This is a genomic window from Domibacillus robiginosus (assembly GCF_000966195.1).
GTDB lineage: Bacteria > Bacillota > Bacilli > Bacillales > Domibacillaceae > Domibacillus > Domibacillus robiginosus.
The window spans coordinates 1-22,187 of sequence record NZ_LAHL01000050.1 but is presented as its reverse complement, the minus strand read 5'-3'; the positions used below and the strand labels follow the sequence as shown (position 1 = coordinate 22,187).

General features: G+C 42.2%; 19 protein-coding genes and 1 pseudogene. 19 read left to right on the top strand and 1 reads right to left on the bottom strand.

Annotated features, from left to right (window positions below; genetic code table 11):
• Positions 1–8 precede the first annotated feature (8 nt).
• From VP97_RS19395 to VP97_RS19310, 18 genes and pseudogenes are all read left to right on the top strand, one after another.
• Positions 9–1,271, top strand: a complete 1,263-nt coding sequence (locus tag VP97_RS19395) for an ABC transporter substrate-binding protein (RefSeq protein ID WP_050183809.1) — start codon at positions 9–11, stop codon at positions 1,269–1,271.
• Between the two features lie 102 nt (positions 1,272–1,373).
• Positions 1,374–2,270, top strand: coding sequence for a carbohydrate ABC transporter permease (locus VP97_RS19390; protein ID WP_425388499.1), 897 nt, complete (start codon positions 1,374–1,376; stop codon positions 2,268–2,270).
• Positions 2,270–3,100 (top strand): carbohydrate ABC transporter permease, encoded by an 831-nt coding sequence (locus tag VP97_RS19385; RefSeq protein WP_050183807.1) that lies wholly within the window; start codon positions 2,270–2,272, stop codon positions 3,098–3,100. Before VP97_RS19390 ends, VP97_RS19385 begins: the two co-directional genes overlap by 1 nt.
• A 107-nt stretch (positions 3,101–3,207) precedes the next feature.
• On the top strand, positions 3,208–4,110 hold the full coding sequence (locus VP97_RS19380) for an aldo/keto reductase (RefSeq protein ID WP_050183806.1): 903 nt from the start codon (positions 3,208–3,210) through the stop codon (positions 4,108–4,110).
• Between the two features lie 144 nt (positions 4,111–4,254).
• Positions 4,255–5,385: a GntR family transcriptional regulator gene (locus VP97_RS19375; protein WP_050183805.1), complete on the top strand. Its 1,131-nt coding sequence runs from the start codon at positions 4,255–4,257 to the stop codon at positions 5,383–5,385.
• A 136-nt stretch (positions 5,386–5,521) separates the two neighbouring features.
• Positions 5,522–6,214, top strand: coding sequence for an L-ribulose-5-phosphate 4-epimerase (gene araD, locus VP97_RS19370; protein WP_050183804.1), 693 nt, complete (start codon positions 5,522–5,524; stop codon positions 6,212–6,214).
• Between the two features lie 116 nt (positions 6,215–6,330).
• Positions 6,331–7,962, top strand: coding sequence for a xylulokinase (locus VP97_RS19365; protein ID WP_216594935.1), 1,632 nt, complete (start codon positions 6,331–6,333; stop codon positions 7,960–7,962).
• A 53-nt stretch (positions 7,963–8,015) separates the two neighbouring features.
• Positions 8,016–9,488 (top strand): L-arabinose isomerase, encoded by a 1,473-nt coding sequence (gene araA, locus VP97_RS19360; protein WP_050183802.1) that lies wholly within the window; start codon positions 8,016–8,018, stop codon positions 9,486–9,488.
• A gap of 66 nt (positions 9,489–9,554) precedes the next feature.
• Positions 9,555–10,574 (top strand): aldose epimerase family protein, encoded by a 1,020-nt coding sequence (locus tag VP97_RS19355; RefSeq protein ID WP_050183801.1) that lies wholly within the window; start codon positions 9,555–9,557, stop codon positions 10,572–10,574.
• A 3-nt stretch (positions 10,575–10,577) separates the two neighbouring features.
• Positions 10,578–11,651, top strand: a complete 1,074-nt coding sequence (locus VP97_RS19350) for a sn-glycerol-1-phosphate dehydrogenase (RefSeq protein ID WP_050183800.1) — start codon at positions 10,578–10,580, stop codon at positions 11,649–11,651.
• Between the two features lie 136 nt (positions 11,652–11,787).
• Positions 11,788–12,774, top strand: a complete 987-nt coding sequence (locus VP97_RS19345) for a LacI family DNA-binding transcriptional regulator (protein WP_050183799.1) — start codon at positions 11,788–11,790, stop codon at positions 12,772–12,774.
• Positions 12,775–13,015: 241 nt separating this feature from the next.
• Entirely contained in the window at positions 13,016–14,365 is a 1,350-nt protein-coding gene (locus VP97_RS19340; protein WP_050183798.1) for an ABC transporter substrate-binding protein, read from the top strand.
• 70 nt (positions 14,366–14,435) lie between these two features.
• Positions 14,436–15,368, top strand: coding sequence for a carbohydrate ABC transporter permease (locus VP97_RS19335; RefSeq protein WP_050183797.1), 933 nt, complete (start codon positions 14,436–14,438; stop codon positions 15,366–15,368).
• A 4-nt stretch (positions 15,369–15,372) separates the two neighbouring features.
• The gene (locus VP97_RS19330) at positions 15,373–16,209 is read left to right on the top strand and encodes a carbohydrate ABC transporter permease (RefSeq protein WP_050183796.1); all 837 of its coding nucleotides are present in this window, start codon (positions 15,373–15,375) and stop codon (positions 16,207–16,209) included.
• A 44-nt stretch (positions 16,210–16,253) separates the two neighbouring features.
• On the top strand, positions 16,254–16,919 hold the full coding sequence (locus tag VP97_RS19325) for a YesL family protein (RefSeq protein WP_050183795.1): 666 nt from the start codon (positions 16,254–16,256) through the stop codon (positions 16,917–16,919).
• 45 nt (positions 16,920–16,964) lie between these two features.
• Positions 16,965–18,470 (top strand): arabinosylfuranosidase ArfA, encoded by a 1,506-nt coding sequence (gene arfA, locus VP97_RS19320; RefSeq protein ID WP_050183794.1) that lies wholly within the window; start codon positions 16,965–16,967, stop codon positions 18,468–18,470.
• A gap of 22 nt (positions 18,471–18,492) precedes the next feature.
• The gene (locus tag VP97_RS19315; RefSeq protein ID WP_050183793.1) at positions 18,493–19,467 is read left to right on the top strand and encodes a glycoside hydrolase family 43 protein; all 975 of its coding nucleotides are present in this window, start codon (positions 18,493–18,495) and stop codon (positions 19,465–19,467) included.
• Positions 19,468–19,592: 125 nt separating this feature from the next.
• Positions 19,593–19,814: pseudogene (locus VP97_RS19310) on the top strand (ABC transporter permease subunit); the annotation flags it as partial.
• A gap of 138 nt (positions 19,815–19,952) precedes the next feature.
• Here VP97_RS19310 and VP97_RS19305 read toward each other — a convergent pair.
• The gene (locus VP97_RS19305) at positions 19,953–20,693 is read right to left on the bottom strand and encodes a class I SAM-dependent methyltransferase (protein WP_156153564.1); all 741 of its coding nucleotides are present in this window, start codon (positions 20,691–20,693) and stop codon (positions 19,953–19,955) included.
• 101 nt (positions 20,694–20,794) lie between these two features.
• Between VP97_RS19305 and VP97_RS19300 the strand changes: the two genes are divergently transcribed.
• Positions 20,795–21,664 (top strand): LysR family transcriptional regulator, encoded by an 870-nt coding sequence (locus tag VP97_RS19300; RefSeq protein WP_050183790.1) that lies wholly within the window; start codon positions 20,795–20,797, stop codon positions 21,662–21,664.
• Positions 21,665–22,187: the final 523 nt, after the last annotated feature.

Below are 22,187 nucleotides of genomic sequence, written 5' to 3'. Positions count from 1 at the left end.
GGAATTCCATGAAAAAACAAGTCACATTATCTGTTCTTTCTTTATCCGCCATAATGGCTTTGTCGGCTTGCGGCAATGACAGCGCAGAGAGTGGTGGAAGCGGCGATCAAGTCAAATTGACGATGATGTCAACGGCGACAACAAAAGCAGATCAGCAGATTTTCAAGGAAATTGTAGCCGATTTTGAAAAGGAGCATCCGGAAATTGATATTGAAGATACGTATCCAGGTGACGGTTATGAAGATTTAGCACGCGTCAAAATGGCCGCAGATGATATGCCGGATCTTTTTGATACACATGGCTGGGCGAAAAGCCGGTATGGGGAGTACACGGAAGACTTAAGTGATATGGATTGGGTCCAGAACCTTGATGAGGCGATGAAGCCAATCCTGACAGATGATAAAGGAAAGCTTCATGCTTATCCGGTCAATCAGGCACTTGATGGAATGTCTTATAATAAAACGTTATTGGACCAATATGGAATAGAGCCGCCAAAGACATTTGATGAATTGATGGCCGCGCTTGAAGAAGTGAAAAAGAAAAGTAAAGGAGAAGTTGTACCATTTTGGCTTGGCGGGTCGGATAAAAGCCAGTTCGGCCAGTACTTTGATGAATTCGCTACAACTCTTCTTATTACAGATAAAGAAAACAGCCATGGTGAGGCGCTGCTCGACGGATCGTTTGACTGGTCTAACTACACATATCTGCCTGAGAAGCTGAAAGAAATGAATGATAAAGGACTGTTAAATAAAGACGTGCTGACAGCGCAGGTAACACAGGGCGCTGAATTGATGGCGCAAAACAAAATTGCCTTCACGATGCTGAATGGCTCAGTCGGGCGCGAAGTATCCGAATTAAATCCAGAGGTTCAAGTTGGGACAATTCCGGTTCCAGCCATTCATGAAGGAGACTCACCAAGCTGGATTGGCGGCGAACGGTTTACTCTTGCAATCTCTAAAAATTCCGAGCATAAGGAAGAAGCCAAGCAGTTTATTGATTACTTGGCTCAGCCCGAAGTGGCTAAGAAGCTGGCTGAAGGCACATCTCTTCCGGATGCACTTACAAATGTAGACGCAGACAACTATTTTGCCGAATTTTATAAAGAGTATGAGGGTACACAAATTCAGCCATACTTCGACCGTGTCTACCTGCCAAGTGGGATGTGGGACCCAATGGGAGCAACTGGTCAGGAATTGATCGCCGGAACGATGAAGCCGGATGAGGTATCCGAGAAAATGGAACAGGAATATAAGCGCTTAAGAGTAGAATAAGGGCTGGAACAGGGAGGCGGACAGCTGCTTCCCTGGCCGACCGGCTCTCAAAGGAGATGGATAAAAATGGCCGAACTGACGAAAGCACCGGAAAAAACAAGCATGAAAACAAAAAGTGCCAAATCGAAAAGAAGCCGCCGGGAATCGTCTCTTTGGTGGATGTATTTGCCCAGTGTCCTGATTGTCGTTTTGTTTATTGTCTATCCATTTATAGATGGAATTCGTATTTCGTTTACCAACTGGAACGGATTCTCGCAAACGTACGATTACATTGGGCTTGATCAATATAAGCGTATGTTCGCTGACCCTGACACATGGCTCGTTGTAAAAAATACATTGCTGTATGGTATAGGCAGTACGATTTTACAAAACATTGTCGGGCTGGGTTACGCTTTATTGCTCAATCACAATTTAAAAGTACGCTCTTTTACACGGACAGTTATCTACCTGCCTGTTATTATCAGCCCGCTCATTATGGGCTACATCTGGTACTTCTTTTTTGCGTACCAGGGCGGAGCGTTAAACGATATTTTCCTTCTATTCGGTAAAGAGCCGATCAACGCGCTCGGCAACCCGGCTGTAAACCCGTACATTATTGTATTCGTAAACACTTTCCAATTTGTTGGTATTGCCATGATTATCTATTTGGCAGGACTGCAAAGTATTTCAAAGGACTACTATGAAGCAGCGAATATCGACGGAGCAACGGGCTGGCAAAAGTTTAAAAACATCACCATCCCACTCCTTATGCCATCTATCACTATTAACATGGTATTGAATATTATCGGTGGATTAAAGCTGTTTGATGTGATTGTAGCGCTCACAAACGGCGGGCCGGGTAATGCTTCTCAGTCGATGTCCACTTTTATGTACAATCTTTACTTTGCGCGTCAGGATGCAGGCTATGCCGCGACTCAGGGCGTATTGATGGCGATCATTATTTTAGTCATCAGCATGGCTGCACTTATTTACTTTAAACGAAAAGAGGTTGAAGCATAATGGAACAAATATCCTCGAGAACAAAATGGCTGCTAACCGGGCTCGCTCTTGTGATTACGCTTTTTCACCTCGTCCCTTTTTATATATTGATCACCACATCCTTAAAAAAGGTAGGAGACTTTACCTCGAAGTGGGCATTCCCAACAACTTTTGACACTGAGAATTTTGCGCTGGCCTGGGAGCAGGCCAATCTCGGGAATGCATTCATTAACACAGCGATTATTACCATTTGTGCGGCTGTTTTATTGATTTTCTTCGGCTCAATGGCCGCCTATGCATTAGCACGCCGGACAACAAAGCTCAATAAATATGTTTATATGCTCTTTGTCGGTGTAATGGTGATCCCGCCGCTAACAGCACTTGTTCCCCTGTACCGGCTTGTTGTCGACGTTGGTTTAATGAACACCCATCTTGTGGCGATCTTAAATAATGTCGCGGCTTTTATGCCGCTGACCATTTTTCTTTACGCTGGCTTTATCCGTTCAACAATTCCAAAAGAGCTGGAGGAAGCTGCACGTATCGATGGAGCTAGTACACTTGGTGTTTTTTTCCGGATCGTATTCCCGCTCTTAAAGCCGATTACTGCGACCGTGTTGATTATCTCCTCTGTTTACATTTGGAACGACTATCAATTTGCAATTTTCTTCCTTCAGGATTCAAGTGTGCAAACTTTAACAGTGGCGCTGGCCGGGTTTTTTGGACAAAATTCAAGCCAGCTAAACCTGGTAGCTGCTGCCGCTTTAATGGCATCACTTCCAATGGTTATTGTTTTCTTGTTCCTGCAGCGCTTCTTTATCGAAGGGCTTGCAGCCGGCAGTGTAAAAGGATAAACAGCAAGGCCCGGCTATCTTGCCGGGCTTTTTGTATGATTGTTGCTTGAATCGGGGCATTCTATTACACTTGTTGTATTCTTTTACAAAAGGGAGTGGGAGAACAAGTGAAATATCGCAAGCTTGGTAAAACAGGTCTTAATGTGTCTGTTATTGGCATTGGAACATGGCAGTATGGAGGCGAGTGGGGCAAGAACTTTGAGCAAAAAGAAGTAAATGCGATTTTAAGCAAAGTGAAAGAGCTGGGCATTAACTTAATTGATACAGCGGAATGCTATGGCGACCACTTGTCAGAATCCCTGATTGGACAGGCTATTCGGCATGAGCGTGAAGACTGGATTGTAGCTACGAAATTTGGCCATCATTTTCATCAGAACTTTGAAAGAAGCAATCATTGGTCGGCAGAAAAGGTGATCAAGCAGCTGGACCTTTCTTTGAAGTCACTTCAAACTGATTATGTAGATGTGTACCAATTTCATTCAGGGAGTGATGAAGTGTTTGATAATGATGCACTTTGGACTGCGCTCGATAAACAGGTTCAATCGGGAAAAGTGAGGCATCTGGGTATCTCAATTGGAAGTAATGCAAACATCTATCAAACAAGCAAAGCGAGCAATGTAAATGCTGAAGTGATACAAGTTGTTTATAATCGTTTGGACCGAGTGCCGGAAGAGCAGGTTTTCCCCTCTTGTGAAGAACAAAGCCTTGGAGTACTTGCGCGGGTACCGCTGGCGAGCGGCTTTTTAAGCGGTAAATACAAGCCGGGCTCTATATTTGATAAAAATGATGTCCGGCACAATCGGGATAAACAAGAACAGGAAAAAGTGCTCAAGATGGTAGAAGAAATTGGGCAGAAGAAAGTACCGGAGGGTGTTAATATGGCTGAGTGGGCACTGGCCTGGTGTTTAAAGCATCCAGCCGTTACCAGTGTTATTCCTGGATGCAAAAATGTTGAGCAGGTAGAATCCAATGCAAAAGCAGCAGCACTGGTTTCTGATGGCCATTTGTAAAAAGCGATATACAATAAAAGAGGCAGCCGGATCAAGGCTGTCTCTTTGGATTGAATATAAACAAAACTACATACATCTTTTTTGGACTATGATAATATATACGTATAAGTTTGGAGAAGATAAATAAAAATAAGAGGTGATCGGGTGGCAACAAAGCACAGTATGGTCAAACAAGCAATTCAATCGCGTATTTTAGACGGTACATTTATGCCGCATCAAAAAATCAGCTCAGAAAGTGAGCTGATGAAGGAATTCGGGGTCAGCCGCCACACGGTCCGGCTGGCTTTAGGCGATCTTGTCAGCAAGGGCTGGCTTTATCGGGAGCAGGGAGCAGGCACTTTTTGCGCGGACCGTCAGGCAAACGGTTCTGTTTCAGACCCGTCCGGGCAGAAAAATATCGCTTTGATTACCACGTATATTTCGGATTATATTTTCCCGTCTATTATCCGGGGAGCAGAATCTGTATTGAGCGAGCAAGGTTATCACGTCACGCTTTTTAGTACAAACAATAATCATCAAACAGAACGAGAAATTTTAGAAAAAATACTATCCGGTTCATTTGATGGCGTGATCGTGGAACCAACCAAAAGTGCATTCAGCAACCCAAATCTTAACTATTATTTAAATTTAGAGCGGCAAAATATTCCGTATGTCATGATCAATGCCTATTATGATGAGCTTGAACCTCTTTATGTTGCGATCGATGATGAAAGAGGCGGTTTCCTGCAAACCGAGTTTTTAATTAAGCAGGGATACCGAAATATTGCTGGTTTTTTTAAAACCGATGATATTCAGGGCGTCAAACGGATGAAAGGCTTCTTGAAAGCGCATCGGAAGTATCGGATTCCCATTGAACCACAAAATATGATTACGTATTATACGGAAGAAAAGGAAAGCAAGCCGGCTCATGAACTCGAGCAGCTGCTGGGGCAGCAAGGAAACGGAGCTCCCGATGCTCTTGTTTGCTATAATGACGAGCTTGCCCTGAGCCTGCTGAACATTCTGCGTGAAAGGGACCTTCATGTTCCCGAGGATATTGCGATCGTCGGATACGATAACTCGTTTTTAGCCGAGGTGTCTGAAGTAAAGCTGACCACGATTACACATCCAAAAAGTGATCTTGGCAGGGAAGCAGCACGGCTGATTTTAGAGCTTGTCCAAGAAAGAAAAGGATCTGCGGCACTTAAGGAACCGAAGCAGGAATCCATTATATTTAAACCAGAACTTCAAATAAGATCATCGGTTAAAATAGCAGAAGAAGCATATAAACAGTAACTTGTTTATGTGCTTTTTTTATTTTCTGCAACTTATTGAAAAATTATCATATTATCTGTTGATTATGCGTACATATTATAATATCATTTATATTAAGAATTAAATATACGTACAAGCAGAAGCGAGGAGGCTTTTTATGCTGGAGCAACTGAAAAAGGAAGTACTGGAAGCGAACCTGGCTCTTCCAAAGCATGGACTCGTTACTTTTACTTGGGGGAATGTAAGCGGTTTCTGCGAAAAGGACCAGCTTGTGGTTATTAAACCGAGCGGTGTCGCTTATGATCAGCTAACGGCGGATGATATGGTTGTGGTTGATTTAGATGGAAACGTAGTGGAAGGCACATTAAAACCTTCCTCGGACACCGCTACACATTTGATTCTTTACAAGCACTTTGCTGGCATCGGTGGTGTGGTTCATACCCATTCCCCGTGGGCAACAAGTTGGGCACAGGCAGGAAGAGCGATTCCAGCGCTTGGAACGACACACGCGGACTATTACTACGGTGAAGTCCCTTGTACGCGCCCGCTGACAAGAGACGAAATTGAACGAGCTTACGAAGTGGAAACTGGAAATGTGATCGTTGAAACCTTTATGGATCTTGATCCAAAGGCCATGCCGGGTGTGCTCGTGTACGGACATGCGCCGTTTAACTGGGGAAAAACCCCGAGCGAAGCCGTTCACAATGCAGTCGTATTGGAAGAAGTTGCAAAGATGGGCTTAAACACGTTTCAGTTGAACCCTGATACTGAGCCGATTGATCAGTTTTTATTAGATAAGCATTACTTGAGAAAACATGGAGTGAATGCTTATTACGGACAAAAAGGATAAACCGTTACAGCGTCGTGGATCAAGGGTTTTAGGAACGGCCATAAATGAACCCTTCAGCACTCGGCAGATTGGAATGAGGAATCGTATATTATCCATTAAAAGGAAGTGGCTGAATGATGAATAAGCTGGAATTGATACAAGCGGATATTACTGGCAGTCGAACAGCTTTGGGTATTGAGTTTGGTTCTACTCGTATCAAGGCCGTTTTGATTGATTCCGCTCATACGCCCATAGCTTCTGGAAGCTATGAATGGGAGAACCGCTTGGAAGAGGGGATATGGACATATTCTCTTAGCGATATTTGGAAGGGCCTTCAAACAAGTTATCAAGAGATGGCGAATGAAGTAAAAGAAAAGTATGGAGTAACCCTTCAAAAAGTGGGCGCTATTGGCTTTAGTGCGATGATGCACGGCTATATGGCATTCAACAAAGAGGGAGAATTATTGGTACCATTTCGTACCTGGAGAAATTCGATCACTGAGCAGGCAGAAAAAGAATTAACAGCGCTTTTCAATTACAATATCCCGCAAAGATGGAGCATTGCCCATCTGTACCAAGCCATTATAAATGGAGAAGAACATGTGAAAAATATCGATTTTTTCACAACACTAGCCGGATATATCCACTGGAAGCTGACGGGAAAGAAAGTTTTAGGTATTGGAGACGCTTCCGGTATGGTTCCAATTGATGTGGAAACAAAAAATTATGATGTAAAGATGATTCAAGCTTTTAATGATTTGATCAGTGAAAAGAATTACCCGTGGACATTAGAAGAAATTTTGCCGCAGGCTGTGCCGGCTGGCGATGAAGCCGGACAATTATCAGAAGAAGGTGCCAGGCTGCTGGATGTAAGCGGGAACCTTCAAGCGGGCATTCCGCTTTGTCCGCCAGAAGGGGACGCAGGAACGGGCATGGTCGCAACCAATAGTGTTGCCCGGCGTACAGGAAATGTTTCAGCAGGAACTTCAGTGTTTGCGATGATCGTGCTGGAAAAAGAATTGAAACAGGTTTATCCAGAAATCGACCTTGTTACCACGCCTTCTGGGAGTTTAGTTGGTATGGTTCACGCGAACAACTGTTCATCTGATATCAATGCCTGGATGAAGCTGTTCGAAGAGTTTTCAGAAGCCCTGGGTTATCAAGTAAATAAAGATAAATTGTTTGAAGTTCTTTTCAATAAGGCCCTTGAAGGGGATAAGGATGGCGGAGGACTACTGTCTTACGGCTATTATTCTGGCGAGAATATTACAGGAATGAAAGAAGGCCGGCCGCTATTTGTACGTTCACCAGAAAGCAATTTCAACCTTGCGAACTTTATGCGTGTACATTTATTTTCGGCGCTTGGAACGCTGAAAATCGGAATGGACATTCTTTTACACAAAGAAAACATTGAGATCGACAAGATATTGGGACATGGAGGTCTATTTAAGACCAAAGGTGTTGGACAGAAGATCATGGCCGCAGCCATGAATACGCCTGTATCTGTTATGGAAACGGCTGGTGAAGGCGGTGCGTGGGGAATTGCGCTACTTGCATCCTTTATGGCTAATAAAGAAGAAAATGAGTCGCTGGAAGATTATCTTGATAAAAAGGTATTCGTTGACAATATGGGCGTGGAAGTAAATGCGGATGAAAAAGATGTTGAAGGCTTTGAACTGTTTATTAATCGCTATAAACAGGGACTTGCAATTGAGCAGGCAGCTATTGATCGTTTACTCATTCAGAAGAAGGAAGAGCAGCTGGTTTAAGGAAGTTGTGAGTACCTTAGTGGAAGCGAAAATAACTCGAGGGAGTGAGAATTATGTTAACAATAGATAAGAAAGAATTTTGGTTTGTGACAGGAAGCCAGCACTTGTACGGAGAAGAAACACTGAAAGAAGTACAGAAAAATTCAGAGGAAGTCGTAAGCGGATTGAATGAAGGCGAAGCGCTTTCTTACCCTGTTGTTTTCAAAGAAGTATTAACTACATCAGAAGACATTCACGGGCTGATGCAGCAGGCAAACATTGATCAACATTGCGCAGGTGTGATTACGTGGATGCATACATTTTCACCGGCGAAAATGTGGATTGCCGGCTTGAAGGCACTGCAAAAGCCGCTTCTTCATCTGCATACACAGTTTAATCGTGATATTCCGTGGAGTAGCATTGATATGGATTTTATGAATTTAAATCAGGCAGCACATGGAGATCGAGAGTATGGGTTTATCGGCACGCGTATGCAAATCGGACGCAAGGTGATCGTCGGCCACTGGCAGGATGAATCGATCAAGAAGGACGTTAGTGACTGGATGAATATTGCAGTAGCCGTAGCAGAAGGACCGAACATCCGGGTTGCTCGTTTCGGAGACAATATGCGTAACGTTGCAGTAACAGATGGTGACAAAGTCGAAGCGCAAATCAAGTTTGGCTGGGTCGTCGACTATTACGGTATTGGTGATCTTGTAGAAGAGATGAAGAACGTGACACAGGACCAGATCGACTCTATTTATGAAGAATACAAGCAGCAGTATACCTTTGAAGAAAGTGATGATATTTGTGCGGCTATCAAAGAACAGGCGCATATTGAGATCGGTCTTCGTTCATTTTTAGAAAAAGGCGGCTACACAGCGTTTACCACAAATTTTGAAGATCTCCATGGCATGAAGCAACTTCCGGGGCTCGCTGCACAGCGGCTCATGGCGGACGGCTACGGATTTGCGGGCGAAGGGGACTGGCGTACAGCGGCTCTGCTCCGCATGATGAAAATTGCATCGGGAAACAAGCAAACATCATTTATGGAGGATTACACGTACCATCTGGAAGCAGGTAATGAGATGATTCTCGGCTCCCATATGCTTGAAGTATGTCCGACTATTGCAACTTCGAAACCGCGTATCGTGGTGAACCCATTATCAATCGGCGGCAAAGCGGATCCGGCACGTCTTGTGTTCGATGGCATCAGCGGGCAGGCTGTCAACGCGTCACTTGTGGAGATGGGCGGACGTTACCGGCTGATCGTTAATGTTGTCGATGCTGTTGAATCTCCAAAGCAAACACCAAACCTTCCTGTAGCCAAGGTGCTTTGGAAGCCGCAGCCGTCCTTGAAGACGGCGACAGAATCATGGATTTACGCAGGCGGCGCTCATCATACAGTTCTTTCATTTGCTGTCAGTGCCGAGCAGCTGTACGACTTTGCGGAAATGGCTAAAATCGAATGTGTCATCATTGATAACGATACAAAAACAGCTCAGCTTCGCAACGAATTAAAGTGGGGAGAAGCAATCTGGAAATAAACAAAAGAAAAGAGCTGGCCCATTTATGAGCCAGCTTTTTCGGTTAAAAAGGAAGGAGATGCGCGAATGACAGGAACGATTAATAGCATCAATATAAAAGAATTTACACTGGCAAATAAAAATGGCATGAAAGTTTCTTTCCTGGATTATGGCTGCATTATCACTAAAATCGTTGTGCCGGACCGGGAAGGGAATTTTGAAAACGTCGTCCTTGGATACGAGAATGCGGATCAGTATGTTCAAAATCCGTGGTATTTAGGAGCGGTAATCGGCCGATTTGCAGGAAGAATTGGTGGAGGTTCGTTTGAGCTGGACGGAAAAACGTATACACTCGAACAAAATGATGGAAACAATCATTTGCACGGTGGTAAGACAGGGTTCGATAAAGTCGTCTGGCAGTCAGAATGTATGGCCGGTGGAGTTCAGTTTACCTGCGAAAGTCCGGATGGAGAAGGCGGCTACCCAGGAAACGTAAAAGTAACCGTTACGTACACATTAAATGATGAAAATGAGTTTGCTATTCATTACGAAGCCCTCTCGGATGAACGGACTCTTTTAAATATGACAAATCATACGTATTTTAATTTAAGCGGCAGCTTGAAGCGGGATATTACCGGCCATGTTCTTCAAATCGACAGTGACCAGTATGTAGAACTGAATGATCAGCTTCTGCCGACCGGCAAGCTTCAATCTGTTGCAGGCACAGCATTTGACTTCCGGCGCGGCCAAACGATTCAAGCAGGTGTGGAATCAGATGACTCTCAAAATAAGCTGGCGGGCGAAGGGTATGATCATCCGTTTATTTTGACCGGCAATGGAGATATTATGCTTTCAGATGAACCGAGCGGCCGTATATTAAGTATCAAAACTGATCAGAACTGTGTCGTGCTATACTCTGGAACACAGATTAATGAAGGTGTGGCACTGAATAGTGGAGAGTCAAGAAAATATGCGGGACTTTGTCTTGAAACACAAGGTCTGCCGGATTCAATTCATCACCCGCATTTTCCGCAAAATATTCTCGAAAAAGATCAACGATATTTATCAAGGACTGTTTACCGCTTTTCAACAAAGGAAGGTGAGTAAGGAATGACCAGATCTTCTATTGAAAAGATCGTCATTGAACGAGATGCTTTTAAGCAATGCGCGAATTATGCTGTAGATAAGAAGTGGAAAAATATTTTAATAGTTGCTGATGAAAAAACACAAAAGGCAGCCGGAGATAAATTAACTGAACAATTGCATGCAACGTCTCTTGCAGTTCGCATATGCTTGATTGAACCTGACCGGAACGGAGACGTAAAAGCGGATGAAGTGTCCATTGTCCAGGCATTGATTGATATCAACGAAGAAACGGATGCTTTATTTGCCGTTGGTTCTGGCACCATTCATGACATTACCCGATTTTGCAGTGACAAGACTGGAATTCCGTTCATTTCAATTCCAACTGCCCCGTCAGTGGATGGCTTTACTTCTGTTGGAGCACCGCTTATTGTACGAGGGATGAAAAAGACATTTAAAGCGGCTTCACCACGGGCTTTATTTGCGGATATAACAGTTTTAATGAATGCCCCGGATGAGATGGTCGCAGCCGGGTTTGGTGACATGATGGCAAAGTTTACTTCACTAGCAGATTGGAAATTTGGCTATGCAACGGCCGGAGAGCCCTATTTAGAAGAAGCAGCCGCTATCACTGAGCGTGTGCTGAATCATTGCGTTGAAAATATCGACCAAATTTCCAGAAAAGAAGAGGCAGGTATCCGCATCTTAATGGATGCTCTTATTGAGTCTGGGCTCGCTATGCTCATGTTTGGACAGTCACATCCAGCTTCTGGAGGAGAGCACCATCTTTCTCACTATTGGGAAATGAATTTTATTCGAGAAGGTCGCCCGCAAGTTCTTCATGGTGCCAAGGTAGCAGCTGCCACAGCTCTTATTGCTCGGTTGTATAAAGAGAAGGCTGAGAAACTGCCAAATCAAAACGTTATTAAATTTATTCCTTATCCTGATGATATTACGAGGATTTTAGAAAAGGTCGGTGCACCTACTAAGCCAGCGGACTTGGGTATCGAGCCTGAATTGGTAGAAGCAAGCTTGAAGGAGGCTCATATGCTTAGAGACCGCTATACAATGCTGCGCTATATAAATGAACAAGGGCTTTAAAGTAAACAAGGGTGCAATATATACCCTTGTTTTTCTGTTTGCTAAGGTGCAAGTTGACCGTTCAAGTGAAGTATAATAAAGTATTAGCAATCTCTATTACAAGTGAAATATGGAGCAGCCGAGGGAGGAATAAAGAATGCGTGTTACGATTAAAGATATTGCAGCCGTTTGTGGTGTTTCTGCCGGTACTGTGGATAGAGCGCTTAATAACCGATCAGGTATCAGTGAAAAAACAAGAAACAAAGTATTACAAGCGGCGGAAGAAATGAATTATCAGCCGGATTTTACTGCAAGAAGCCTCGTTATGGGGAGAACGATGACACTTGGCATTGTATTATTTGATTTGTACAATCGTTCATTTGCCCAGTTGATGAATGCCATAGAACAGAAAGCGAGGGAGCTTGGTTATTTTGTTTATATTACGCTAACGGATAAAAACCCTGAAAATGAGCGGACATGCATTGAATATTTGATCAATCGCAAGGTCGACGGAATCATTTTATTCACAGTGAACCAAGGGAAAGAATTTGACGCTTATTTAAGCAGATTTCATACTCCGATTGTAACTATTTTCAATTACGTATCAATCAATTGGGAATATGTAGGTATCCATGAGCGCCAAGCGATGAAAGAAGCGGTTGATTACATTGCATCAAAAAAGTATAAACAATTTATTTATGTAAGTCCTCCTCTTGCATACGCTGGAAAATCAAATATTTACACACAAGAAGAGCGTTTTATTGGATTTATGGAAGGAATCGAATTAAACAATGCCCCTAAACCCCTTGTATTAAAAGATGCTGACTATTTGGAGAAATTGCAAGATTATTCATTTAATCCTGCTGAAAAAACAGCCATAGTATGTTCTACAGATTTATATGCGCTGGAAGTAATGAATCTTTTAAAAGAAAGAAACGTTCCAATTCCAAAACAGGCAGGGATTATAGGATTTGATGATATTGATATGTTAAAGTACATATCACCGCGCTTAACAACAGTGAAATATCCTATCGTAGAAATTGGTGAAAAAGCGGTTGAAAGTATTGTGAATAAAATTGAGAGAGGTACCTATATATCTGTTCCGCTTTTAGGCCACGAGATTATTAAAGGAGAATCTATATGATTTTACTGAATATTCTAAAAAGGGGTTGACCGTACAAGTTAGGGATGATAAAATTCAATTTATCAACGATGTTGCTAAACTAAATGTAAGCGTTATCTTGGCTTTTCTTACTGGGATCGTGTACGTACACGAATAGAAAGGTCATTTTGTTTAATTTTTACGTGTACGTGCACGAAATAAGTTTAACTCAGAGTTGATGGATGTTCTGCTTTCAATTTAATTAAGCAAAGGGGAGAGAGGAATGAAGAAAAGCAGCTTGTACATCATGCTTTTTAGTATGTTGTTTGTCATTTTGGCAGCATGCGGGAAAGGCGGTGGTGGTGGCGGTTCAGAAGGTGCTGAAGGGGCGGACAAAACAGCAGTAATCGGCAGTGATGCAGAGGATGCGACTGAGTTAAAGTTTTGGACTTTCCAAGAAGTGCATATAAAGTTTTATGAAGATGCTGTAAAAAGATGGAATGAGGAATTCCCAGACCGCCCAATTAAATTGAAAGCTGAAGCTTATCCATATGACAACATGCACAACAACTTACTTTTAGCGTTACAGTCAGGTACAGGAGCTCCAGATATTGTCGATATCGAAGTTGGCCGTTTTCCGAACTACTTAAAAGGGGAGCCTCAGCTTCTTCCTATGAATGAGTATGTGGAGCCTGTATTGGATCAATTTATCGAATCGCGTTTTGATATCTATTCGAAGGATGGAAATTACTATGGAATGCCTACCCACGTCGGAGCGACGGTCGCCTATTACAATAAAGAAATTATGGATCAGGCAGGAGTAGACATTGATTCAATCGTTACGTGGGAAGATTACGTAGCAGCAGGCAAAAAGGTCGCTGAAAGCACGGATTCCAAGATGCTTGCTCTTGAAAGCATGGACTGGTGGTCTTACTGGCCTCTGATTAAACAGCAAGGTTCTGATTTCTACGATGAAAATGGAGAGCTTACTCTTGCGAATGAAACGAATACAAAAACATTAGAATCACTAAACGGTTTGTTAAAGGACGGGATTGCTGAACTTGCTCCTGGCGGAGAATATCACGCTGAAGAATTCTATGGATATATGAATGACGGCGGAGCTGCTTCAATCTTAATGCCTATGTGGTATATGAGCCGATTCACTGACTATATGCCAGATCTCAAAGGGAAAATGGTGATTCGTCCGATGCCGAAATGGACAGAAGATGGAAACCGTTCTGCAGGTGCAGGCGGTACAGGTACGGCTGTAACGAATCAAAGCGAGCATCCGGACTTAGCAAAAGAATTCCTTGCCTATGCAAAATTGTCTGAAGAAGGAAACATTGCTTTATGGGAAGTTTTAGGTTTTGATCCTCCGATGTGGACAGTATGGGAAAGTGAAGCAATGAAAAAAGACAACATTTACTATCAATATTTCGGTTCGGATATTTTCAACACATTGGTTGAAGTGAAGGATGAAATTGACTCAATTAACATGAATGAAAATATTCCTGTTGTTCAAGAACAGTTGTTCACAAACGTATTTAATAATGTATACCGCAGTCAATCCCAGACACCTGAAGAGGCATTGAAAGAAGCGGCGGAAGCGGTGAAAAGTAATACCGGAAACTAATTCATGAATAGAAGGCAGGAGATCTCCTGCCTTCATACTATCCATTCATGAAATGAGAAAGGAGTATCTTATGATTGGAAGAACAGCAGCTGAATCTGAAATTGTTAAACCAAAGTGGTCGATTAAAAGTTTCTTTTTATCTAAAAAAGTAGTTCCTTACGTATTTGTTGCTCCTTTTATTCTTTCGTTTTTATTTCTTTTCCTCTATCCGCTTGTTAGTGGGGTTGTTTTAAGTTTCCAGTCGGTTCTTCCAGGCCAGACAACTTTTATCGGGTTAAGTAACTATGAAAGAATTTTGAATCCTACTTTTTTTAAAGCACTTTCTAACACGACCATTTATGTTGTTTTAACGACATCCCTTTTGACCATTTTCCCTATTATTTTAGCTGTCTTATTAAATTCCAAATTTACTCGCTTTGCTGATTTGTTTAGAGCTGCGATTTTTATTCCAGCCTTAACATCAACGATTGTCGCCGGTGTCATTTTTCGGCTGATGTTTGGCGAATCAGAAGACGGCTTAGCGAATACGGTTATTGGCTTTTTAGGATTTGACCCCGTTGAATGGCGTTTTGGTGCTGTATCCGGCATGTTTTTAATGGTTCTGTTATGTTCTTGGAAATGGCTAGGTGTAAATATTTTGTATTTCATGGCAGGTCTTGCAAATGTTCCGAAAGAGCTATATGAGGCTGCAGAAATGGATGGGGCCGGCGTGTTCCATAAATTTAGACATATCACAATACCTTTGTTGAAACCGATTACAATTTACGTTGTTACGATATCAATTATTCACGGCTTTCGTATGTACGAAGAATCCTATGTATTCTGGCAGGATAGTTCACCAGGCAATATCGGTTTAACAATAGTCGGATATATATACCAGCAAGGATTTAAAATGAATGATATGGGCTTTGGGGCCGCAATTGGTGTCGTATTGATGATTATTATTTTCATTATAAGTATCGCACAGCTTGTTCTGTTTGGTACTTTCAAGAAAGGAGAATAAAAAGATGAACAGTAAAGCAAAACTTTTGTCCTTTGGCACGACAGCTTTTATCGCCATTATTGCTATATTAGCTGTTTTCCCTTTATTTTCACTTTTTATTTCTTCGCTAAGACCTTCTTCTGACTTGATGAGAAGTGGAATTACTTTATCAATTCCATTTGATAAGCTGAATTTAAATAACTACACGTACATTTTTACAGAGGGTGGAAACTATTGGGACTGGTATATAAACAGCTTGATCATTTCCGGTTTTACGATCGCCCTTTGCTTATTCTTTTCGTCAATGGTTGGTTATGCGTTAGCAATGTACGACTTTAAAGGAAACCGTTTTGTTTTTATTTTAGTGCTGCTTATTTTGATGATCCCTTTTGAGATTTTAATGCTTCCGCTTTATCAGTTTATGATTCAAGTTGGATTGGTAGATACGTATTTAGCTGTTATTTTGCCAATGATGGTGGCACCAGTTGCGGTTTTCTTTTTCCGGCAATATGCTTCTGGCCTTCCAAAAGAGTTGATGGAGTCAGCCCGAATGGATGGATGCTCGGAATACGGGATTTTTTTCCGTATTATGGCACCGCTTATGCTTCCTTCTTTTGCGGCGATGGCTATTTTGCAGGGGCTCTCAAGCTGGAATAACTTTTTATGGCCGTTAGTCGTTCTTCGTTCTAATACGATGTTTACATTGCCTGTAGGGCTAGCTACTCTTTTAACGCCATATGGAAATAACTACGACGTACTAATTGCTGGTTCAGTTATGACGGTTTTGCCAGTCATTATCTTATTCTTATTCTTCCAGAAATTCTTTATTGAAGGAATGACAGTTGGCGGAGTGAAAGGATAAAAAGAATTGTATCCTATGCTTCAAATAGGTAAGGAGGAACTGCTATGAAATCCAATGCCTTTATGGAAAAAATGATTCTCGTTTTTTCCTGGATAGCCAAGATGGCATACGTTCATATACTATGGATGCTTTTCACTACAGCTGGCCTCGTTTTATTTGGCTTTTTCCCAGCAACTGCTGCTTTGATGGCAGTCTGTAAACAATGGCTTGACGGGGAAGAAAGCGTGCCTGTTTTCCGGACGTTTTGGACGGAATACCATTCTTCTTTTGTGGCGGTTAATAAAATCGGGCTTACTTTTGCGGCAGCGGTACTTGTTTTATATGTAAACTTTCTAGTAATCCAACAAAATGGAGCCAGTCTTATGGTGATTGCAGCCTTTTTCCTTGCTGTTTTCTTTTTAGCAGTCTTGTCAACACACTTACTGCCAGTTTATGCAGAGAAAAAAGGATCGTTTTTACACGTATGGAAAACGGCTTTTATTATGAGCATTTTTAATTTACCGATTTCACTTGCTGTGCTTATCGGTCAATCTGCGATTTATTATTTGCTTTTTTCCTATCCGTCAGCGGCCCTGTTCTTTTTGAGCAGTACGCTGGTTATGATTCAGCTTTGGCTCGTTCAGCATTCGTTTAACCGCGTGGAAAAAAAAGTGGAAGCGCTGTATGCTAAAAAGTCCGCGTTATCTATACATGAAACGCATACTACTTGAAGAAAAAAGAGTAATCCAATAATGAATAAAAAGGAGACTGTTCACATGACACAAAAAGCAAAAATGACCATTGATAAGGAATTTGTAATTGGACAAATTGACGAGCGCATTTACGGTTCATTTATTGAGCATTTAGGTCGCGCTGTATATGAAGGGATTTATGAGCCAGATCATCCGTCAGCTGACGAACAGGGCTTCCGTACGGATGTTATTGATCTTGTAAAAGAGTTGAAAGTGCCGCTTGTCCGCTACCCCGGCGGAAATTTTTTATCAGGTTATAACTGGGAAGACGGTGTTGGGCCTGTAGAAGAACGCCCGAGAAAACTAGATCTTGCCTGGCGCGCGACAGAACCTAATATTATCGGGACAAATGAATTTATGGACTGGGCGAAAAAAATTAATGCAGAAGTAAACATGGCAGTTAACTTAGGGACGCGTGGCATTGATGCAGCCCGTAATCTTGTAGAATATTGCAACCATACATCGGGTTCTTATTGGAGTGATAAGCGGATTGAGCACGGTTATAAAGAACCGTACAATATTAAAACATGGTGCTTAGGAAATGAAATGGATGGCCCCTGGCAAATCGGACACAAAACAGCATATGAATACGGCCGTTTAGCTGCTGAAACAGCGAAAGCAATGAGATGGGTTGACCCGTCGATTGAACTGGTTGCCTGCGGAAGCTCAAACCGCCATATGCCGACGTTTGCAGAATGGGAAGCAACAGTGCTTGAGCATACGTATGATCATGTTGATTTCATTTCTCTCCATACATACTATGGAAACTATGATGAAGATTTAGGAAACTACTTGGCCCAGTCAATGGATATGGATCAGTTTATTTACTCTGTTATTTCCATTGCCGACTATATTAAAGCAAAAAAACGCAGCAAGAAAACAATCAATCTATCATTTGATGAGTGGAATGTCTGGTTCCATACTAAAGAATCAGATAAAAAACTGGAGCCTTGGACAGTGGCACCGCCGCAGCTTGAAGATATTTATACGTTTGAAGATGCACTTCTTGTCGGCAGCATGCTCATTTCATTACTGCGCCGTGCCGACCGTGTGAAAATTGCCTGCCTCGCTCAGCTTGTAAATGTTATTGCGCCGATTATGACAGAAAAAGGCGGAGAAGCATGGAAACAGTCCATCTTCTATCCGTATATGCATGCATCTGTTTATGGAAGAGGAACGGCGCTTCAATCGATCGTTTCTTCCCCAAAATATGATTCTAAAGACTTTACAGATGTTCCTTACCTGGATTCTATGTCTGTTTACAATGAAGAAGATGAAACGCTGACGATTTTCGCTGTAAACCGCCACCAGCAAGAATCATTAAGCTTAACAGGGGACATCAGAAGCTTTGAGGGATACAAGGTAAAGGAACATATTGTTCTTGAAAATAACGATGTAAAAGCAACGAACAAAGAAAATCATTCAAATGTTGTTCCTCATAACAGTGGAGATGCAAAAGTGGAGAACGGCCAGCTTTCTGCTCAATTGCCGAAGCTGTCTTGGAACGTTATCCGTTTAGCCAAAGCTTAATTGAAAGGAGATAAGCAACTTGATGGTGTCTTATAACAACCCGCTGCTGTTAAAGCAGGCTGATCCTTTTATTCACAAGCATACGGACGGCTTTTATTACTTCATCGCCTCCGCCCCAGAGTTTGACCGGATTGACCTGCGCCGTGCGGAAACCATTGACGGCCTCCGGGAAGCAGAGGCTGTAACGGTCTGGGCCAAGCATAGTGAAGGCCCGTTAAGTAGTCTTATTTGGGCGCCGGAGCTGCATTATATAGAAGGAAAGTGGTATATCTATTTTGCGGCGGCACCAAGTGAAGTAGGGCACTCGGAACATAAAACATTCCAGCATCGGATGTATGCTATCGAAAACGACAATGAAAATCCACTTGAAGGTGAGTGGATAGAAAAAGGGCAGGTAAAAACAAACTGGGAATCTTTTTGTCTGGACGCAACTGTATTTGAGCATAAAGAAGTTTTCTATTATGTATGGGCGCAGAAAGATCCGGACATTTTAGGGAATTCAAATTTATACATTGCTGAAATGGAAAATTCTTGGACATTGAAGGCGAAACAGGTAATGCTGACAAAGCCGGATCTTGAATGGGAAATGAGAAAAATTCCTGTGAACGAGGGCCCGGCGGTATTAAAGCGAAACGGCAAAATCTTTATTGTATATTCTGCCAGTGCCACCGATGAAAACTATGCGATGGGGCTGCTGACAGCGGATGAAAAAAGTGATTTGCTGGATCCGGTGTCTTGGGAAAAAGCGAAAAACCCCGTTTTTCAGACGAGTGAAGAAAACAACAAGTTTGGTCCAGGTCATAACAGCTTTACTGTAGCGGAAGACGGGAAGACAGATTTGCTTGTTTACCATGTCCGTGATCAAAAAACAGATGGCGGTGAAGCGCTCAATGACGCAGGCCGGCATACTTGCATCCAGCCTTTTACGTTTGATGAAAAAGGATATCCGCAATTCGGAGAGCCAGTTCGAAACAAGGCGCCTGCATCCGCTTTATAAAATCAGAAAAGAATGTGTGTTTCTCACGCACATTCTTTTTTGTTTTTAGTTTGGCGTCTCGGTAGAATACCGAGGAGTGTCACAAATGGACGTGTATGAACAAATAACTGTGCTTGAACAGGTCATTTGAGCTTGATGCGATTGCAGCCTGCTTTATTGGAGGTGCTTCTGCTTACGGCGGCATTGGTACAGTACCGGGCGCGATTATTGGCGGCCTTGTAATGGGTATTATGAACAATGGAATGTCCCTTCTTGGTCTTGGTATTGACTGGCAGCAGGGTATTAAAGGTCTCGTGCTTCTTGCTGCGGTTGCCTTCGATATCTACAATAAAAATAAAGCGTCGTAATGTTACCAGGTATATTATTGAAAAGAGCGGCCGGATTCTAAACAACGGCTGAATAACGAGTAACCGCCCATCCGGCCACTGCTACACGCTATTCAGCCCCTTTACCAGTAGCCGCAAAACCTTATGGAGGTTTTGCGGCTATTTTTTTACCCCAACTACTCGAATACGCCAGTAATCCGCAATCCAATGGTCTTCGTAAAACCATTCTTTTTTCAATTCTGCCACAGCACCGGCTGTGATCCGCTCCCGTTCTTCCGGTGTTTGCGTACCCATCACTACATCACCAAACATGTTGATCCAGTTTCGCATTCCGTCCGCACCGTTCAGCCGGGTGGGCCTCTCAAAGTGTTCAGCAAAGGCTACGTGAAAACCGGCTTGCTCCATGAGAGAACTATACTCACCGATCGAAGGGAAAAACCATGGGTATTGATGATAGTCATAATTATTGATTTGCCCAATAATAGCCCGGGAAATAGACATAACATTTCCTTTTGCGCCAAACTCTGCTACAAACCGTCCGCCTGGCTTTAAGCTTTTGAATACTTGAGCCAATACCTGTTCAGGTTTCTTCATCCAATGAAGAGCAGCATTTGAAAAGACGGCATCGAATTTTTCCTCAAAAGGCAGGTCATGTGCGTCTTCCACTAAAAATGAGATGTCTGGGTATTTTTGTTTTGCTTCTTCGATCATGGAAGCGGACTGGTCAATGCCGACCACATGAACCGCTTTGCTAAACAAAGAAAAAGATAAGTCGCCTGTGCCGCATCCTAAATCCAATATGGTCTCGCCCGCTTTTGGTGCAAGTAGGCTTACAACGTCTTCTCCAAACTTCGAAACAAATTCATGCTTCCCGTCATATAATTGTGCATTCCAGATCATGTTTCTCTCACTCCTTTTTCTCATTATAGAATTTTTTGTATATAATGAAAATTAGTTAAAAAAGAGAACATTAATAACGAAGTGGAATAAGGAGGAAGAGGATGAACATTGATTGGATTAAAACATTTTTGAAAGCCGCAGAAAAGGAAAATTTTCGGCAGGCTTCTGAAGAATTGTTTATTACGCAGCCAGCGGTCACAAAACATATTCAGCGATTGGAGGAATGGCTGGATATTTCTTTGTTTGATCGAAATGGAAAAGCAGTTAAACTAACACCGGCCGGCTTGTTTTTTTTGCCGCGTGCAAAAGAAATGATGAACTCGTTTGATCAAAATGTAGCTGAGTTCAATGCCTGGAAGCAGGGTTATACAAAGAAACTGGCGATTGCCTGTGCACCACAGATTGCTTCTTCCTTTTTACCACCGCTTCTCAAGCAGTTTGTGGACCGTTTTCCGGAAATTGATCTACAAATCAATATTCATAAATCCTATGAAATTGGCGAAAAAGTAGGAAGCGGTGCTGCGGACATTGGACTTGCGCGCATGCCATCCTATTTTGCCGGTACATCCGCCAATATTATTCATCGTGAACCGATTGTTCTGGCCGGGCCGGTAAACGAAAGAGCGGACGAAATTCTTCTTTTAGAAAATTATCGTGTTCTTGTGCATAACCATCCAGTTTACTGGGAAGAGCTCTTAAAAGAACTGAAAAAAATATACCCCTACTTAAAAACGATGACCGTCAGCCAAATGGATGTAACAAAGCGGTTTATTGAAGCAGGGCTGGGTGTATCATATATACCAAAATCAATGGTAAAAGAAGAGCTTGTTTCGGGCAGGCTAAGTATCTATCCGTCTGCCGCCGCTGATAAACAGGCATCTATAACATATTTAATTGAGAAAACTGTAACGGAAGAAACAGCTTTGTTTAAACAGTTTCTTTTATCAGCAGAAAATGATAGAACTGATTAAGTTCCAGAAGCCTTTTCTTCTATATAGAAGCAGTCAGGCTTTTTGAAAATCAAAGATCCTAAAGTAAGACTCAGGTGAGTAATGCAGGCGGGGTTTTCTTTGAAAGAGGCATGAAGGTTTAAAAAAATGACAAGAAAGTTTTATTTTTTTAAAAAAAGATGTTGACGTTTTAAGATAATAGATGATATATTATTAAACGTCGCTAAGACAACAAGCAAAAACAACGGAATTAAAGTGCAGATTATTTATCTTCTCACTTTAAGGGAAGTTGACTTGCTTTTGAGATTTGCGGTATAATGAGCACCTGTCATTGAAGAATTCTTTTGATTTAAATTAAAAGAATGTGAAAATACTCAACAAACTTTCTTTAGGAAAGTTGTTGACAAACAAAAGCACTCAATGATATGATGTTATAGCTGTCGCAAAGATAGCAAGAACAAAATGAATTGAACATTGAAAACTGAACAAAATCATTAAAAACGTCAACGTTTTATATTTTTAACTTCATTAAAAACACCCCGTG

Bases quoted from the DNA above. Each gene is read 5' to 3' on its own strand.
- VP97_RS19395 (WP_050183809.1), top strand. From the start codon at position 9: ATGAAAAAACAAGTCACATTATCTGTTCTTTCTTTATCCGCCATAATG.
- VP97_RS19390 (WP_425388499.1), top strand. From the start codon at position 1,374: ATGAAAACAAAAAGTGCCAAATCGAAAAGAAGCCGCCGGGAATCGTCT.
- VP97_RS19385 (WP_050183807.1), top strand. From the start codon at position 2,270: ATGGAACAAATATCCTCGAGAACAAAATGGCTGCTAACCGGGCTCGCT.
- araD (WP_050183804.1), top strand. From the start codon at position 5,522: ATGCTGGAGCAACTGAAAAAGGAAGTACTGGAAGCGAACCTGGCTCTT.
- VP97_RS19365 (WP_216594935.1), top strand. From the start codon at position 6,331: ATGAATAAGCTGGAATTGATACAAGCGGATATTACTGGCAGTCGAACA.
- araA (WP_050183802.1), top strand. From the start codon at position 8,016: ATGTTAACAATAGATAAGAAAGAATTTTGGTTTGTGACAGGAAGCCAG.
- VP97_RS19355 (WP_050183801.1), top strand. From the start codon at position 9,555: ATGACAGGAACGATTAATAGCATCAATATAAAAGAATTTACACTGGCA.
- VP97_RS19350 (WP_050183800.1), top strand. From the start codon at position 10,578: ATGACCAGATCTTCTATTGAAAAGATCGTCATTGAACGAGATGCTTTT.
- VP97_RS19345 (WP_050183799.1), top strand. From the start codon at position 11,788: ATGCGTGTTACGATTAAAGATATTGCAGCCGTTTGTGGTGTTTCTGCC.
- VP97_RS19340 (WP_050183798.1), top strand. From the start codon at position 13,016: ATGAAGAAAAGCAGCTTGTACATCATGCTTTTTAGTATGTTGTTTGTC.
- VP97_RS19335 (WP_050183797.1), top strand. From the start codon at position 14,436: ATGATTGGAAGAACAGCAGCTGAATCTGAAATTGTTAAACCAAAGTGG.
- VP97_RS19330 (WP_050183796.1), top strand. From the start codon at position 15,373: ATGAACAGTAAAGCAAAACTTTTGTCCTTTGGCACGACAGCTTTTATC.
- VP97_RS19325 (WP_050183795.1), top strand. From the start codon at position 16,254: ATGAAATCCAATGCCTTTATGGAAAAAATGATTCTCGTTTTTTCCTGG.
- arfA (WP_050183794.1), top strand. From the start codon at position 16,965: ATGACACAAAAAGCAAAAATGACCATTGATAAGGAATTTGTAATTGGA.
- VP97_RS19315 (WP_050183793.1), top strand. From the start codon at position 18,493: ATGGTGTCTTATAACAACCCGCTGCTGTTAAAGCAGGCTGATCCTTTT.
- VP97_RS19305 (WP_156153564.1), bottom strand. From the start codon at position 20,693: ATGATCTGGAATGCACAATTATATGACGGGAAGCATGAATTTGTTTCG.
- VP97_RS19300 (WP_050183790.1), top strand. From the start codon at position 20,795: ATGAACATTGATTGGATTAAAACATTTTTGAAAGCCGCAGAAAAGGAA.